Annotated in this window: 16 protein-coding genes and 1 tRNA gene; 6 read left to right on the top strand and 11 right to left on the bottom strand. The window is 73.3% G+C overall.

Going from position 1 to position 15,750, the window contains the following annotated elements; all coding sequences use genetic code 11:
• The first annotated feature begins 356 nt into the window (after positions 1 to 356).
• Positions 357 to 1,769, top strand: a complete 1,413-nt coding sequence (locus HUN59_RS04905) for a PepSY-associated TM helix domain-containing protein (RefSeq protein WP_174777686.1) — start codon at positions 357 to 359, stop codon at positions 1,767 to 1,769.
• 58 nt (positions 1,770 to 1,827) lie between these two features.
• On the opposite strand, the gene hxlA is transcribed toward HUN59_RS04905, so the two are convergent.
• Both hxlA and hxlB read right to left on the bottom strand, forming a co-directional pair.
• Positions 1,828 to 2,466: a 3-hexulose-6-phosphate synthase gene (hxlA, locus tag HUN59_RS04900; RefSeq protein ID WP_174777685.1), complete on the bottom strand. Its 639-nt coding sequence runs from the start codon at positions 2,464 to 2,466 to the stop codon at positions 1,828 to 1,830.
• 57 nt (positions 2,467 to 2,523) lie between these two features.
• Complete coding sequence (gene hxlB, locus HUN59_RS04895) at positions 2,524 to 3,132, bottom strand: 6-phospho-3-hexuloisomerase (RefSeq protein WP_174777684.1); 609 nt, start codon at positions 3,130 to 3,132, stop codon at positions 2,524 to 2,526.
• Positions 3,133 to 3,248: 116 nt separating this feature from the next.
• On the opposite strand from hxlB, the gene HUN59_RS04890 reads away from it, so the two are divergent.
• Positions 3,249 to 4,067, top strand: coding sequence for a helix-turn-helix transcriptional regulator (locus HUN59_RS04890; RefSeq protein WP_174777683.1), 819 nt, complete (start codon positions 3,249 to 3,251; stop codon positions 4,065 to 4,067).
• A gap of 58 nt (positions 4,068 to 4,125) precedes the next feature.
• On the opposite strand, the gene HUN59_RS04885 is transcribed toward HUN59_RS04890, so the two are convergent.
• The 5 genes from HUN59_RS04885 to HUN59_RS04865 form a co-directional block, all read right to left on the bottom strand.
• Positions 4,126 to 4,674, bottom strand: coding sequence for a GNAT family N-acetyltransferase (locus HUN59_RS04885; protein WP_174777682.1), 549 nt, complete (start codon positions 4,672 to 4,674; stop codon positions 4,126 to 4,128).
• Positions 4,675 to 4,677: 3 nt separating this feature from the next.
• Positions 4,678 to 4,762 (bottom strand) — tRNA-Ser (locus tag HUN59_RS04880).
• 63 nt (positions 4,763 to 4,825) lie between these two features.
• On the bottom strand, positions 4,826 to 5,728 hold the full coding sequence (locus HUN59_RS04875) for an HAD family hydrolase (protein ID WP_174777681.1): 903 nt from the start codon (positions 5,726 to 5,728) through the stop codon (positions 4,826 to 4,828).
• Positions 5,725 to 6,993: a serine--tRNA ligase gene (serS, locus tag HUN59_RS04870; RefSeq protein ID WP_174777680.1), complete on the bottom strand. Its 1,269-nt coding sequence runs from the start codon at positions 6,991 to 6,993 to the stop codon at positions 5,725 to 5,727. The genes HUN59_RS04875 and serS overlap by 4 nt, the downstream gene beginning before the upstream one ends.
• 70 nt (positions 6,994 to 7,063) lie before the next feature.
• Positions 7,064 to 7,540, bottom strand: coding sequence for a MarR family winged helix-turn-helix transcriptional regulator (locus tag HUN59_RS04865; protein WP_217483620.1), 477 nt, complete (start codon positions 7,538 to 7,540; stop codon positions 7,064 to 7,066).
• A gap of 61 nt (positions 7,541 to 7,601) precedes the next feature.
• On the opposite strand from HUN59_RS04865, the gene HUN59_RS04860 reads away from it, so the two are divergent.
• The gene (locus HUN59_RS04860; RefSeq protein WP_174777679.1) at positions 7,602 to 7,970 is read left to right on the top strand and encodes a VOC family protein; all 369 of its coding nucleotides are present in this window, start codon (positions 7,602 to 7,604) and stop codon (positions 7,968 to 7,970) included.
• 41 nt (positions 7,971 to 8,011) lie between these two features.
• Positions 8,012 to 9,094: a diacylglycerol/lipid kinase family protein gene (locus HUN59_RS04855; RefSeq protein ID WP_174777678.1), complete on the top strand. Its 1,083-nt coding sequence runs from the start codon at positions 8,012 to 8,014 to the stop codon at positions 9,092 to 9,094.
• A gap of 33 nt (positions 9,095 to 9,127) precedes the next feature.
• Here the strand turns inward: HUN59_RS04855 and pheA are convergent, their stop codons facing one another.
• The 4 genes from pheA to HUN59_RS04830 form a co-directional block, all read right to left on the bottom strand.
• Positions 9,128 to 10,084 carry a prephenate dehydratase gene (gene pheA, locus HUN59_RS04850; RefSeq protein ID WP_174777677.1) on the bottom strand — a complete coding sequence of 319 codons (957 nt, stop codon included), beginning with the start codon at positions 10,082 to 10,084 and terminating at the stop codon, positions 9,128 to 9,130.
• A 77-nt stretch (positions 10,085 to 10,161) separates the two neighbouring features.
• On the bottom strand, positions 10,162 to 11,196 hold the full coding sequence (locus HUN59_RS20060) for a GNAT family N-acetyltransferase (RefSeq protein ID WP_368076204.1): 1,035 nt from the start codon (positions 11,194 to 11,196) through the stop codon (positions 10,162 to 10,164).
• A 9-nt stretch (positions 11,197 to 11,205) separates the two neighbouring features.
• On the bottom strand, positions 11,206 to 11,658 hold the full coding sequence (locus tag HUN59_RS04835; protein ID WP_174777676.1) for a hypothetical protein: 453 nt from the start codon (positions 11,656 to 11,658) through the stop codon (positions 11,206 to 11,208).
• A complete protein-coding gene (locus tag HUN59_RS04830) occupies positions 11,655 to 13,094 on the bottom strand; it encodes a molybdopterin-dependent oxidoreductase (protein ID WP_254629995.1) in 1,440 nt (479 codons plus the stop codon). The genes HUN59_RS04835 and HUN59_RS04830 overlap by 4 nt, the downstream gene beginning before the upstream one ends.
• A gap of 21 nt (positions 13,095 to 13,115) precedes the next feature.
• On the opposite strand from HUN59_RS04830, the gene HUN59_RS04825 reads away from it, so the two are divergent.
• A complete protein-coding gene (locus HUN59_RS04825) occupies positions 13,116 to 14,600 on the top strand; it encodes a glycosyltransferase family 87 protein (protein WP_174777675.1) in 1,485 nt (494 codons plus the stop codon).
• Between the two features lie 101 nt (positions 14,601 to 14,701).
• Positions 14,702 to 15,748: a GTP 3',8-cyclase MoaA gene (gene moaA, locus HUN59_RS04820; protein WP_441307035.1), complete on the top strand. Its 1,047-nt coding sequence runs from the start codon at positions 14,702 to 14,704 to the stop codon at positions 15,746 to 15,748.
• Positions 15,749 to 15,750: the final 2 nt, after the last annotated feature.

Raw genomic sequence — 15,750 nt, 5'->3', positions numbered from 1 at the left:
TCGACGCTCCACGCGGCCCTCGAGACTGCATGAACGGCCGCCCTTCGCACAGCAGCCGGAGACCCGAGCGCCTCGTTGCGCAGGCGGGCCTCCCGGAGCATGGCGACGAGCTGGTCGTCGGTGAGGTCGTCGACGGCGACGGACATGTACACGAGCGAGGTGAGGGTGGTCATCGGCGCCAGTCTGTGTCGTGCTCCTGCGGTCGGTCAACGCGGTCGTCCGCACACCGCATCGGAGTGCGGTGTGCGGACGGACACGCCGCTCACGTCCGGCCGCGCCGTCGTTCTACATGTTGTAGAGTTCTCGGGTCGTCCGGCACGGTGCCGGACGCTCCGCCCGACAGGACCCGCGCCCCGATGCCCAGCACCGCTCCGCCGCCCTCCCGTGGCTGGTTCGCCCAGCTCCTCCTCCGCCTGCACTTCCTGGCGGGCCTGTTCGTGGGCCCGTTCGTCCTGGTCGCCGCGCTGTCCGGGGCGGTCTACGCCGTCGCCCCGTCGATCGAGCAGGTCGTGTACCGGCACGAGCTCACCGCGCCGTCCACCGCCACGGCACGCCCCCTCGCCGACCAGGTCGCCGCCGCGCAGCGGTACGTCGCCGCCCACCACCCCGACGACACCGTCGTCGAGGTCCGTCCCGCGCCGGCGCCCGGCGACACCACTCGCGTGATGTTCACCGAGGCGGGACTGCTCGAGTCGCAGACCCGCGCCGTGTTCGTCGACCCGGGCGACGCGTCCGTCCGCGGCGACCTGCCCGTGTACGGCACCTCCGGCTCCCTGCCGTTCCGGACGTGGATCAGCACGGTGCACCGCAGCCTGTTCCTCGGCGACGTCGGTCGGCTGTACAGCGAGACCGCCGCGTCGTGGCTCGGGATCGTGTCGCTCGCCGGCATCGGGCTCTGGGCGTTCCGGCTCCGCACGGCCCGACGGAAGCGCGAGCTCGTCGTCCCGGACACCCGCCTGCGTGGGTACCGCCGCACCTTCTCGTGGCACGCGGCGACCGGCGCGTGGGTGCTCCTCGGCGCGCTCTTCCTGTCGGCGACGGGCATCACGTGGTCGCACTTCGCGGGCGACAACGTGACCGCGCTCCGTTCGGCGCTCAGTTGGCAGGCGCCGACCGTGGACACCGCGCTGGGCGGCGCGGCGGCGATGGGCATGACGGCTGGCGAGCACGCCGGGCACCACGGGTCCGCCGCGGCACCGGTGGGCTCCCCCGCGACCGTCACACCCGAGCAGTTCGACGAGGTCCTGGCCGTCGCCCGGTCGGCCGACGTGCACGCCGCCGAGGTCCGCATCCGGCCCGCGGCGACGACCGACCAGGCGTGGACCGTCGAGGAGATCAAGCTCAGCTGGCCGGTCGCGATGAACGCCGTCGCGGTCGACCCGACGACGATGACCGCGGTGTCGCAGGTCACCTGGGGCGACTACCCGCTCATGGCGAAGGCCGCGAAGCTCGGCATCAACACCCACATGGGCGCGCTGTTCGGGCTGCCGAACCAGCTCGTGCTGCTCGCGGCGGCGCTCGGCATCGCCGCGATGGTCGTCCTCGGGTACGTGATGTGGTGGCAGCGACGGACGCCCGGCACGCGCGTCGGCCGCGCGCCCGCCGACGGCGCGCTCGCACGCGCACCGTGGTGGGGTGCGATCGCCGTCGTCGCCGTCGCGATCGGGCTCGCGCTGCTGCTGCCCGTCGTCGGGGTCACCCTGCTCGGGTTCCTGCTGGTCGACGCGCTGGTCACCGCGTTCCGGTCACGTCCCGGGGCGACCCGGTGACGGACGGGAGGCTCGCGGCGACCCCGCCACGAGCCTCCCGTCCGTCAGGTGGTGCCGATCAGGCGGCCGACTGCTCCGTGATCGCGTCGCGGAGCGCCTTCGCGGCCGCGGCCACGTCGTCGGCGCTGTAGATCGCGCTGCCGGCGACCGCGATGCGGGCGCCGGACGCCTGGACGGCAGCGATGGTGTCGGTCGTGATGCCACCGGCGACCGAGAACGGCACACCGGACGCCTCGCCGTCGTGCAGGAGCGTCTCGAACGTGAAGCCCTCCTCGGCCTGCTCGTCGAGGCCGGCGTGCATCTCGACGAAGGTGGCGCCGAGCGCGACGACCTCCTTCGCGCGGGCGGCCTTGTCCTCGACGCCGATCAGGTCGACGACGACGCCCTTGCCGTGCGCCTCGGCTGCCTTGACGGCGCCGGCGATGGTGCTGTCGCCCGCGACGCCGAGCACGGTGACGAGGTCGGCGCCGGCGTCGAACGCGATGCCCGCCTCGAGCTCACCGGCGTCCATCGTCTTGAGGTCCGCGAACACGGTCTTGTCGGGGTGCGCCTGCTTGACCGCGGTGATCGCCGACAGGCCCGCGCTCTTGATCAGGGGCGTGCCGAGCTCGATGACGTCGACGTACGGCGCGGCCTTGCCGGCGAGGTCGAGTGCGTCCTCGGTGGTCAGGGTGTCCATGGCGAACTGGAGCTGCATGGTGGTGTCCTTCCGGTGGTGGTTCGTAGGGGGTCTCGGTGCCGGTCGCGCGCGGCGTCACTCGAGGTTCGCGTGGCGGGGCCACAGCTCGTCGGCGGAGCGGCCGCTGCGCTGCCAGAGCGCGTGGAACAGGGCGTCCCCGAGGAGGGCGACACCCTGCTCGAAGAGGCTCCCGGCGTACTGTGCCGACGCGGTGCCGGAGCGGTCGGTCTTCGTCGCGGCGGGGAGCACGAGCGTGGCGTCGGCGACCGCGGCGAGCGGCGAGTCGTCGGTCGTGCTCACCGCGAGCACCCGGGCCCCGACGTCGGCCGCGGTCCGTGCGGCCTGCACGATGCCGCCGGTCGTGCCGGAGCCGCTCGCGACGAGGAGCACGTCGCCGCGTCCGATCGCCGGGGTCGTGACCGCGCCGACGACGTGCACGCGCAGTCCGAGGTGCATGAGTCGCATCGCGGTCATCCGGAGCGCGAGCCCCGAGCGGCCGGCACCGTGCACGAAGACGCGGTCGGCGTCGGTGAACAGGGTCAGCGCGCGCTGGAACGGGGCCTGGTCGGCGGCGCGGACGGCGTCGACGAGGGCGTGGAGCTCGTCGGCGACGAGTCCGAGGGCGTCGGCGGTGCTGCTGCCGTCGGCGGTGCTGCCGCCGTCGGGCGTGCTGCTGTTGTGCATGACGACGATGCTGCTCCGGCGTCGGTGGGAGCGCCGCTGCCCGGCCGGGCGGTCATCCCATCCGATCGGGTGGGCGTGCAGCGACCGGCAGGGTGGGGCGGGTAGGTTCGGTCGCCGTGACGGACACCCCTGCAAGTCGATCAGTCGCGTCGGAGCACGCCCGCACGGTCGCCGAGCAGGCCGACCGGCACGCCCTGACGCTCGAATCCGTCCTCGCGGTGCTCCGCTCCCCCCGGTTGTCCGACACCGCGGCCCGCGCCGAGGCCGTCGAGATCGCCTCGGCCGCGCTCGTCGACCTCCGGACCGTGACGGACCGGCAGCGCAGCACGTTGCTCGAGCCCGTCACGGGGGCGTTTTCCCGACTGCGGGCCGACCTGCGCCCGCTCGTCCGGTTCGGCGACCTGGACGTGCAGTTCGTCGAACCGCCCGCCACCGGTCGCGCGCTCCCCGGAGCCGTCGCGCACGGTGCCCGCGCGATCGTCCGGACGGCGGTGCTCGCGCTCGTCGACGACGGCGTCGCGCGGCGGGTGCGGATCCAGTGGGACTGCGACGGCCGGAACCTGCTCGTGCAGCTCCGCGACGACGGCGCCGGCACGCTCGACGTGCACGACGACGCCGTCCGACCGATCGCCGAGCGGGTCGTCGCCCTCGACGGAACCCTGCAGGTCGACTCGACGCCCGGATGGGGCTCGACGCTCGACATCTCGCTCCCCCTCGACCCGGCGCCGGGCACGGTCGACCTGCCCACGGACACCGACCTGACCGCGCGGGAGCGCGACGTGCTCCGGCTCGTCGTCACCGGCGTGGGCAACCGCGAGATCGCCGACGGGCTCGGCATCAGCCCGAACACGGTGAAGTACCACGTGGCGAACCTGCTCCGGAAGCACGGCGCCAGGACCCGCGCGGAGCTCGCCGCCCTCGGCGCGCGGCCCTGATCCGCGATCGCTCGCGCTCAGCGACACTTCACGGGAGCGCGAGCGCGTGAGGTGTCGCTCAGCGCGTGAGGTCCGCGGCGCCGCTGGGCGCCAGCACCTGGAACATGACGTGGTCGCGCCACTCGCCCGCGATGCGGATGTACTGCGGCGCGAGCCCGTACCGGGTGAACCCGTTCCGCTCGAGCGCCCGCTGCGACGCGGTGTTCTCCGGCAGGGTCTCGGCCTGCACCCGGTGCAGCCCGAGCGCACCGAACGCGTGCACCACCGCGAGCCCGACCGCCCGCGTCGCGTGCCCCTGCCGGACCCGGTCCGCACGCACCCAGTACCCGAGCGCGCACGACTGCAGGGCACCACGGGTCACGCCGCTCAGGGTGATCCGGCCGAGCAGCTCGTCGTCGTCCCCCACGATCACGAAGGGCACCGACCCGCCGGTCCGCGCCGCCGCGAGCAGCCCGCCGATCGTCGCGCGCTGACCGGCCTCGGTGAAGTAGCTCTCCGGCCGCGTCGGCTCGAACGGCCGCAGGTGGTCGGCGCTCGCGCTCACGATCGCGGCGAGCTCGGCGGCGTCGGCCAGCTCGACCGGTCGGAGGCGGGTCCCGGTGCTCATGTGCGGAGGGTGTGGGATTCGAACCCACGAGACATCACTGCCCACCTGTTTTCAAGACAGGCTCCATCGGCCGCTCGGACAACCCTCCAGCGACGCGACCACGTGGCGAGACGTGATCGCGTCCCGAGGAGTCTAGCGGCCCCGCCGACCGTCAGCGCGGGAGCGTGTCGAGCGCCGCGGCCAGACCGTCGTCGGTGACCCCGCCGGTCAGCTCGTTGCCCGCGTCGACGACGTCGGACGGCGCCTGCCCCATGACGACCCCGCGCCCGGAGGTCGACGCCCACCGGAGCATGTCGATGTCGTTGCGACCGTCGCCTGCCGCCATGACCCGGGAGCGCGGGATGTCGAGCCACTCGCGCACACGCTCCATCGCGGTGGCCTTCGTCACGCCTTCTGGTGCGATGTCGAGCCACGACGTCCAGCCGACCGAGTACGACACCTTGTGCAGGCCCATGCGCTCGACGACCTGCAGGAAGTCCTCGGTGTCGTGCCCGGGTGAGATGACGACGACACGGGTGGCCTCGACGCCGAGCAGTTGCTCGAACGGCACGTGCTCACCGGCGACGGTCATGGTGTCGTCGGGGAAGTTGCCGGACAGCAGGAAGTGGCCGGTCTCGTCCTCCACGCCGAACGCCGCGTTCTCGAGTGCGCCGTGGATGGTCTGCAACACCTCGGACGGGTCGAAGCGCTCGACGTGCACGCGATCGTAACCGCCGTCCTCGCGGCGCCCCAGGATCAGCGCCCCGTTCGCGCAGACGAGGTACTTCGGTCGGATGCCGAGCGTCTCGAGCAGCGGCACCGTCATGCCCTCGCTGCGACCGGTGGACAGCATGACCTCGTGCCCGGCGGCCTCGGCATCGCGCACGGCGGCCACGACGGCGTCGGTGATGACCCCGTCCTCGCGCATCGTCGTGCCGTCGACGTCGAGCGCCACGAGCCACCGCTTCGTCCGAGCCGGAGCACCAGCAGCGCCGGCCGCACCGGCGCCGACTCCAGCAGCGCCGGCGCCGCCGCCCTGCGCCGACGCGTCCACGAACCGCCCCGCGGTACTCATCGGGGTGCGATCACCTCGACGCCGCCCAGGTACGGCCGGAGCACCTCGGGCACGACGACCGAACCGTCCTCTTGTTGGTGCGTCTCGAGGATCGCGACGATCCACCGGGTGGTGGCGAGGGTGCCGTTGAGCGTCGCGACCGGGGCGGTCTTGCCGCTCTCGGTGCGGTACCGGGTGTCCAGGCGACGGGCCTGGAACGTGGTGCAGTTCGAGGTCGAGGTCAGCTCGCGGAAGGTGCCCTGCGTCGGGACCCACGCCTCGATGTCGTACTTCCGCGCAGCACTCGTGCCGAGGTCGCCGCCGGCGACGTCGATGACGCGGTAGTGCAGTCCGAGGTCCTGCATCATCGACTCCTGCATCGCGACCAGGCGCTGGTGCTCCGCCTCGGCGTGCTCGGGCAGGACGTACGAGAACATCTCGAGCTTGTTGAACTGGTGCACGCGGAGGATGCCGCGGTTGTCCTTGCCCGCCGACCCGGCCTCGCGCCGGTAGCAGGTCGACCAGCCGGCGTACCGGATGCCCTCGCCCGACTCCGGGAACGACAGGATCTCGTCGGCGTGGAACCCGGCGAGGGCGACCTCGCTCGTGCCGGTCAGGTACAGGTCGTCGGCCTCGAGCCGGTAGACCTCGGCCGCGTGCTCGCCGAGGAACCCGGTGCCGGCCATGGTCTCGGGGCGCACGAGCGTCGGGGTGATGAGCGGCTCGAACCCGTGCTGGACCGCGCGGTCGAGCCCGAGGTTCATGAGCGCGATCTCGAGCCGGGCGCCGAGGCCGCGGAGGAAGTAGAAACGCGAGCCCGAGACCTTGACGCCGCGCGGGATGTCGATGATGCCGAGGTGCTCGCCGAGGTCGGCGTGGTCCTTCGGCTCGAACGAGAACGTCGGCTTCGTGCCGACCGTGCGGAGCGTGACGAAGTCGTCCTCGCCGCCCTTGGGCACGTCCGGCAGGACGACGTTCGGGATCGAACGGACGACGCGGTCGAACGATTCCTCGGCCGCGGTGACCTCGGCCTGCGCCTCCTTGACCTTCGCGGCGAGCGCCTGCGCCTGATGCACGAGGGCGGCCTTCTCGTCCTTCGGGGCCTTCGCGACGGTCTTGCCGAAGGCGTTCTGCTCGGCGCGGAGCGCCTCGAACGCCGTGATCGCCGCGCGGCGCGCCGCGTCCGCCGCCACCGCGTCGTCGACGACGGACACGGAGGCGCCGCGCGCCTCCTGCGAAGCCTTGATGACGTCCGGGTGGTCGCGCAGCAGCTGGAGATCGATCACCGGTTCATCCTAGGGGGACCCGGTGACGGACCGGAGGCCCGTGGCGGCGCTGCCACGGGCCTCCAGTCCGTCATCCGGTCGCGTCCGTCGACGGGTCGTCCCGCAGGGCGGCGACCATCCCGCGGAGCAGGCGGAAGGCCGCTGCGCGGCCCGCCTCGTCGAGGTCCCGGGTCATCCGGAGCTCGACCTCGCGGACGGCGGCGCTCGCGCGCTCGCGCTGCCGTCGGCCCGCCGCCGTGAGGCGCGTCGGCAACACCTTGCCCGCGGTCGGCGTCGCGGCCCGCTCGACGACGCCGTCCCGCTCGAGCTGCTGCAGGAGCGTGTTCATCGACTGGCGGGTGACGAAGGTGCCGCGCGCGAGCTCGGAGTTCGACATCCCGGGGCGCTGCGCGAGCAGTTCGAGGCACGAGTAGTGCGTGATCGTCATGCCGAAGGGACGGAGGGCGTCCTCCATGGCGGCGCGGAGGGCGCTCGCGGCCTCCTTGAGGACGTACCCGACGGAGGAGTCGAGGTCGATGCGCTCGTCGTGTCCACTGTCTTGACGCATGTCAGGAGTCTGACATAGTGTCTGCGTGTCAGACAACTGACACATGACGAAGGAGCACACCATGACCGCCACCGGGATCGACTTCACCTCGCTGCAGGTCCGCGACCTCGACGCCGCACAGGCGTTCTACGAGCGGTACCTCGGGCTCGTCCGCTCCCCCGCCGGCCCGCCGCACGCCGTCGTGTTCCAGACCGAGCCGATCGCGTTCGCGCTGCGTGACGTGGTCCCCGGCACCGACCTGGACGCCGCCCGCCAGCCGGGCCTCGGGGTGGCGCTGTGGTTCCACGCGACCGACGTCCAGGCGACCCACGACGCGCTCGTCGCCGACGGGCACACGATCATCACCGCACCGTTCGACGGCCCCTTCGGTCGGACCTTCACGTTCGCCGACCCCGACGGCTACCACGTGACGCTCCACGACGGACGCTGACGCCCGTCCGCTCGCAGGGCGCGGTCGGTAACGTCGTGGGCATGTCGACCCCATCGGAGACCGCGCCCGCGGACCAGGACGCCCTCCCGACCGAACAGAAGACGGCCGCCGTCGTCTACAACCCGGTCAAGGTGCACCTGGAGACCCTGAAGAGCACCGTCGCGAAGCACCAGCAGGAAGCGGGCTGGGCCGAGACCCTGTGGTTCGAGACCACCGAGGAGGACCCGGGCGGCGGCATGACGAAGGCCGCGCTCGAGGCCGGGGCCGACGTCGTCGCCGCGGCCGGTGGGGACGGCACCGTTCGCGCCGTCGCCGAGGTCGTGCACGGCTCCGGCGCGGCACTCGCCCTGCTGCCGAGCGGGACGGGCAACCTGCTCGCCCGCAACATCCCCTCGCCGATCGACGACCTGGGCGCGAGCGTCCGGACGATCTTCCGCGGCGAGGACCGCCCGATCGACATCGGCGAGGTCCAGGTCGAACGCCCCGACGGCAGCCGCGAGGAGTTCGGGTTCGTCGTGATGGCCGGCCTCGGCCTGGACGCCCGCATGCTCGTGAACACCAAGCCCGAGCTCAAGAAGAAGGTCGGCTGGCTCGCCTACGTCGACTCGTTGTTCCGCTCGGTGCGCGACGCCGACGCGTTCGAGTTCCGGTACCGGCTGGACGGCGAGAGCAACCAGTCGGTGCGCGCGCACTCCCTGATCGTCGGCAACTGCGGCATGCTGCAGGCCGGCGCGACGCTGCTGCCGGACGCCGAGATCGACGACGGCGTCTTCGACATCGTGGTCATGCGTCCCCGCGGCTTCTTCGGCTGGGTGCGGATCGGCGCCCGGGTGTTCTGGGAGAACGCGATCCTGCGCTCGTTCCAGCGCTCGAAGATCGGGCAGACCCAGGTCGGCAAGCGCATCGCGACCGCGGCCCGCGAGGAACGCCCGCTGCGCTACCTGCGCGGCGAGGAGTTCGTGGCACGCCTCGAGCGGCCGGACGAGTTCGAGATCGACGGCGACCCGGTGGGCGAGGTCGTCGCGTTCCGGGCGAAGATCGACGCCGGCGGGCTCCGGGTCCGGGTCGCCGGACCGCAGGACCAGACGCGCAACACCCGGCGGGTCGAGGACGCGCACAGCTGACGTGGGCCGGGCGGCGGCCCCGCGCCGCCGTGGTCAGTCGGCGTCGGGCTCGCCGGAGACGATCGCGCGCAGCCAGTCCCGCGCCTCGACGAACGCCTCGTCGGAGTAGCGCGCCGACACCTCCGGCCGGAACCCGTCCGCCCGCGGGTACGACCCGAGGAACGTCACGCGCGGGCTGAACCGCCGCAGGCCGAGCAGCGCGTCCGCCACCCGCTCGTCGTGCACGTGGCCGTCCAGGTCGATGACGAACCGGTAGCGCCCGAGCTCGTCGCCGATCGGCCGCGAGGACAGCAGCCCCATGTTGATGCCCCGCGTCGCGAACTGCTCGAGCATGTCGACGAGCGCACCGGGGTGGTCCGCCGGCAGCTCCACGATGACGCTCGTCTTGTCGGCCCCGGTCCGCGGCGGGATCGCCAGCGTCCGCGACACGAGCACGAACCGGGTCACCGCCGACGCGTTGTCCCCGATGGACGACGCGAGCACCGCGAGGTCGTGGTGGTCGGTGATCCCGGGCGGGGCCACCGCGGCGTCCGCGACCGGGTGCTCGTCGAGCAGGGCGGTCGCGGCGGCGACGTTCGACGACGCCGGGATGTGCCCGTGCCCGCGCAGGTTCGCCTCGAGCCAGCGGTGGGTCTGGGCGTAGGCGACCGGGTGTGCGTTCACGGTACGGACGTCCGCCAGGGCCGTGCCGTGCCGGGCGACGAGCACGAAGTCGACCGGCACCAGGTACTCGCCGACGATGCGCACGCCGGGGATCCGGGCGAGGGCGTCCTGCGTGGCGCTGACCCCGCCGTCGACGCTGTTCTCGATCGCGATCACGGCGCCGACGGACCGCCCGGTGACGACGTCGTCGAGCGCCTCGCCCACGTTGTTCACGCTGCGCCAGGGCTTGCCGGCGGCGGCGTCGACGAGCTTCAGGGCCGCCTCGGTGAAGGTGCCGGCGGGTCCGAGGTACGAGTAGGTGTCGGTCGGCTCGGCGCGCTCGGTCATGGCTCCGAGCCTACTGGTGTACCAGTCGCATCACGCCGACGCGGACCGAGGCGTCACGCCGGCCCGGACCGTGCTCGTCACATCCGGACGAGCAGCGTGTCCGAGTCGCCGTTCCGCCCCACGGTCCGGAAGCCGGCCCGCTCGTACAGGATCCGCGCCCCGGTGTTCCCGTCCTCGACACTCAGGCTGATCCCGGGCCACCCCGCAGCCCGTCCGGCGTCGAGCAGCCGCGCGAGGAGCGCTCCCCCGACACCGCGTCCGCGAACCCGGACGTCGACGGCGATCGTCAGCTCGGGCACGTCCGCGGCGACGAACCCGTACCCGGGGTCGTCCTCCGGCAGGAACCGCGCCCACGCGACCCCGACCGGGCCGTCCCCGTCCACCGCGACGACGCCGCGGTCCCGGGCCGGGTCGAACCCGTCGAAGTAGTGCGCGAACTCGGGGCGGTCGAGGTCGGCGTCCGTGAACGTCTCGGTCCGCCAGTTCATCGCCCGGAGCGTCGCCCGGCGCAGCAGCGGTCCGTCGTCGGCGGTGGCGTCGCGGAACAGCACCCCGGGGACCTCGGGCAGACCGGCGTCGGCGTCCGCGCCGGTCAGCCGCGCCTCGCAGAGTGCCTCGTCCCCGCGCGGGTACGTCAGCGCGGCGAACCGCCCCTCGGGGTCGAGCCGGCCGAGGAGCGCCCGGGTGATCCCGTCGAGCTGCGCGACCTGGTCGTCGGCGAGCGCGTCGATCACGTAGCGGCGCGCGGTCCGGACGTGCTCCGGCGCGGCCTGCACGATCGTGTCGTACCCGGCGGCGGTCAGTCGGACGTCGGTCGCCCGCCGGTCGTCGGCGGACGGGCACCGGGTCACGAGACCGCGCTTCTCGAGCCGGGACACGACGTGCGACAGCCGCGGGAGCGAGGCGTTGGTGGCCGCGGCGAGCGCCGACATCCGGAGCGTGCGCGAGTCCGTCTCGGACAGCATGGCGACGACCATGTAGTCGAAGTGGGTCAGGTCAGCGTCCCGCTGCAGCTGCTGGTCGAGCGCCGCGGGCAGGAGCTCCATGACGGCGACGAGCTTCATCCAGGCGCGCAGCTGGTCGCGCGTCAGCCACGGGGTCTCGTAGGTCATCCCCTCATGCTACCGATTGGTTGTCGCTGCAACCAGTGGTCTGCGCCGGCGGGCCAGGACGAGCCCGACGACGAGGACCGCGACGACCACCGCGAGCAGGACCCCCTCGACGACGAGCAGCCGGGTCGTGTAGTCGAACGGCAGCACCGTCGGATTCTTCTGCCCGTGCGCCTTCGCGGCGATCTCCGGCACCACGACGAGCGCGAGCACGCTCCCGAGCACGACGGCCGCCTGCACCGTGACGAGCACCCAGACGCGCAGCGACCGCCCGGCCCGGCGGAGCAGCAGCCCTGCGCCGACGACGAACGGCGACAGCAGGACGTCGTGCAGCAGGACGGCTGCGACGAGCCACGTCACGAGCCCCCAGATGCGCTCCGGCCGCACGGTCGTGACCATCGTCCACGCGCCGAACGCCATCACGAGCACGCCCACCAGGACGAGCACGGTCCTCGCGGCCCTCATCGGATCACCTCGATCTTCCCGATCCACTTCGTCTGCAGGACGCCGGGTCGCCCCGGCGCGATGACCCGGGCGGGGAACCCGTGGTCCAGGTCGAGCGTCGCGCCGTTCAGCTCGAGCGCGACGAGCGTCGTCGGGTCGGCGGCGTACTCGGGCCCCATCTCGGTCACGCGGTAGCCGCCGCTCCGCTCGAGGCTCGTGATCCGCAGCGGCGACGCCGGGTCGGCCTGCACGGTCTCGAGCAGGTCGCGCATCCGCACGCCCTTCCAGGTCGCCGTCTGGCTCCACCCCTCGACGCACGCGATCGGCAGCTCGGCCGTCGTGGTGCCGAGGGCGACGAGCTCGGCCCGCGAGAACGTCCGGCTCATCCCCGGCCCGACGACGGTCAGCGTCCAGTCCGCGGCGGTGGCGGTCGCCAGGACGCCCGCGGCGCGCGCGGTGCGGTTCACCGGCAGGTCGTCCGGACCGAGGTGCCGCTGGCGCGCCCCGAACACGTTGAACGGTTCGAGCAGTCGCGTGGACTGCCCGGCCGTGAGCGCGACGACACCGACGGTCGCCGCCGTCACGCCCGCCACGAACCCGCGTCGGGCGATCCGCTCGCGTCCGCCCTCGGTCGCCCCCACGGCCGGACGGGAGGCACGCCCCGCCCCCGCCCCGTCGGCCGCGGGCCCACGGTCCGGATCACCGGAACCGAGACTCGCGCTGGGCGACGAGTCGCGGGACGTCGCGTCCGAGTCGTGTCGCGCAGCGCGAGACTCGGCAGGCTCCCCCACGGCCGGCACCCCGTCCACCCACCGCAGCAGGCGGCCGGTCAGGCCGCGGGGGTACGGGGCGGACGCGCCACGATCCTCCAGGCCGGTGTCGGGGAGCAGCTCGCTGCCCACCGTCGGGTCCGCGACGAACCGGCCGTCGGCGTCGTACGCGTCGCGTGCGCGCCAGTACCGCGCGATGATCCGCAACTTGACGCCGACGTGCACGACGAGCGACCCGATGATCACGTAGGCCAGCGCGTTGTGCACCTGCCGGAACGGGAACGGCCACGGGTACCACTGGTACGTGTTCACGAGCCCGGTCCCGACCTGGACGATCGCGGCCGACACGAGCACGGCGATCGACAGGCGTTCGAGCAGGTGCAGCACGCCGCGGACGGGCGGCGTCTGCGCGAGCGCGGGCATCACCGCGTTCAGCTTGGCGAGCAGGAGCGGGATGATCGCGATGCCTGCGGTGATGTGCAGGCCCTGCGTGAACTGGTACAGCTGCACGGGCCGGGTCGGGAAGCGCATCCCGGGTAGCGGGTCCTGCAGCAGGTGGCTGTACACGCCGGTGCCGAAGCACACCAGGAACGCGATGCCGAGCAGCCGGCCCCAGACGACGGCCGAGCGGGCGTTCCGGTTCGGCGACGCCATCGCGGATCGTGCTTCCAGCAGCAGCCGTCGCACGATCGGTAGCCTCGGGCCACGATGAACGAACGACTGCGCGCCGTCCCGCTGCCCACCAGGACCGGCGTCCTGCCGACCGTGGTCGCCGTCGTGGGCGTGCTGGCGCTGGCGGGTGTCATCGCCTTCGGCATCACGCATCTGGGGTTCCTCCGTGCCGGTCATCGTGCACCATTCGTTGCGTGGACGCTCATCGCTTGGGCGGTCTTCGCCGGAGCCGTCCTCGCGCTCCGCTGGGTACCCGGTGCCTGGGTGACCCGGATCGTCCTCGGCGGGGCGGTCGTGGTCGGGGTCGCGGCGCTCGTCGGTCCGCCGAACACCAGCACCGACTCTGCCCGGTACGCCTGGGACGGCATCGTGCAGCACGCGGGGATCTCCCCCTACGCGCACACGCCGCAGTCCGGCGCACTGGCCGGTCTGCGTCCCGACTGGCTGTTCCCGGACAAGATCGACGGCACGTGCAAGCCCCTCGAGCCGCGGATGCGCGGGCTCGGTGACGGCGCCGACGGGCACTGCGTGGCGATCAACCGGCCGGACGTCGTGACGATCTACCCGCCGATGGCGCAGCTGTGGTTCGCCGCGGTCCGCGCGTTCGTGCCCACGACCGCGCAGTACATGCCGTTCCAGGTCGCCGGGCTGCTCGTCTCCCTGGGCGTCACGGTCGGGCTCGTCGTGACCCTGCGCCGCCTCGGTCGGCCGACCTGGTGGGCCGCGCTCTGGGCGTGGTCGCCGCTCGTCGCGTCCGAGGCGGTCACGAACTCGCACGTCGACGTGCTCGGTGCCGCGCTCGCGACGGCCGGTGTGGTGCTCGTCGCCTTCGGACGGCCGGTCTGGGGCGGCATCGCGCTCGGGGCGGCGACCGCGACGAAGCTCATCCCGGCGATCGTGTACCCCCCGCTCCTCGGCCGATGGCGGCACTGGTGGGCGATCCCGGTCGGGATCGCCGTCTTCGGAGTGCTCTACGTGCCGTACGTCCTGAGCACCGGCGTCAAGGTCCTCGGCTACCTGCCCGGCTACCTGTCCGAGGAGGGCTACGAGGACGGCTCCCGCTTCGCCCTGGTCTCCCTGCTCGTCCCCGGCGACGGCGCCACGGTCGTCGTGGGGCTCGTCGTGCTGCTCGCGGCCGTCGTCGCCTGGCGCCTCGCGGACCCCGCCCGGCCGTGGTCCGGCGAGGTGCTGATGATCGGCGTGACCTTCCTGGCGGTGACCCCGCGCTACCCCTGGTACGCGCTGCTCCTCATCCCGTTCGTGGTGCTGTCCGGCCGATGGGAGTGGCTGTCCCTCGGGCTCGCGATCGCCCTCCGCGGGGTGTGGCCCTCGGCCGACGCCTTCCGCTGGTGGCTCGGCGCCGCGGTGCTCGTGATCGTGGTGGTCACGGTCGTCCGGACCGACCGTGACGAGTGGCGTCGGTGGGGCCGACGGCTCGACCCGCGGCGGTGGCGGCAGACGGACAGCGGAACGGACGGCGGACCGGAGGGTCGGCGGCGCCCGGTAGCATCGGCCCGGTGACGGCGAGGATCCTGCCCGCGACGGGCGAACGGCCCACGACGGGTGCGCCTGCGGTGCTCCCTGCGGCGGGTGCAGCGGCGTCCGTCCCGGTCGCCTCGCTCCTGCGCCGCGTGCGGAGCGGCTCGGCCGACCTGCCGCCCCGGCCGGCCGACGAACCGGCACTGCTCGACCGCTTCGGCCGCACCGCCGTCGACCTGCGCGTCTCGCTGACCGAGCGCTGCAACCTCCGCTGCACCTACTGCATGCCGGCCGAGGGGCTGCCCGTCATCCCGTCCGACGCCCTGATGACCGCGGACGAGATCGACCGGCTCGTGGGCCTCTCCGCCGCCCGGCTCGGCGTCCGCAAGGTCCGCTTCACGGGCGGCGAACCGCTCCTGCGCGCCGACCTCGTCGACATCGTCCGCCGGTGCGCCGCGCACGACGTCGAGCTCTCCCTGACCACCAACGCGATCGGCCTCGCGAACCGCGCGCAGGCGCTGGCGGACGCCGGACTCCGACGGGTCAACGTCTCGCTCGACACCGTCGACCCGGACGTGTTCGCCGAGGTCACCCGCCGCCCGTTCCTGGACCGCGTGCTCGAGGGCATCGCGGCCGCCGCCGACGCCGGCCTCGGGGTGAAGGTCAACGCGGTGCTCCTCCGCGGCGTGAACGACCACCTCGCGGCGGACCTGCTCGCCTGGTGCCTCGAGCGCGGCCACGAGCTCCGGTTCATCGAGCAGATGCCCCTCGACCCCGGGCACGCCTGGGACGGCGCGACGATGGTCACCGCGACGGAGACCCGGGCGCTCCTCGGCGAGCGCTTCGTGCTCAGCCCGGACGAGTCCCCGCGGGACGGTGCCCCGGCCGAGCGCTACCGCGTGTCCACCCACGACGGCGAACCGCTCGGGACCGTCGGCGTCATCGCGAGCATCACCGAGTCCTTCTGCGCCGACTGCACCCGCACCCGCCTGACCGCCGAGGGCCACGTCCGCTCGTGCCTGTTCTCCGACGACGAGGTCGACCTGCTCGGTCCGCTGCGCGCCGGTGCCGACGACGACACCCTGCTCGACACGTGGCGGCGCGCGATGTGGGCGAAGCCCCGCGACCACGGCGACGACGTGGACGGCATCGTGCACCCGTCCCGCGGCATGAGCGCGATCGGGGGCTGACC

The organism is Curtobacterium sp. Csp2, from assembly GCF_013347165.1.
The sequence above is the reverse complement of the archived record's forward strand: the minus strand, read 5'-3'. Positions and strand labels throughout refer to the sequence as shown.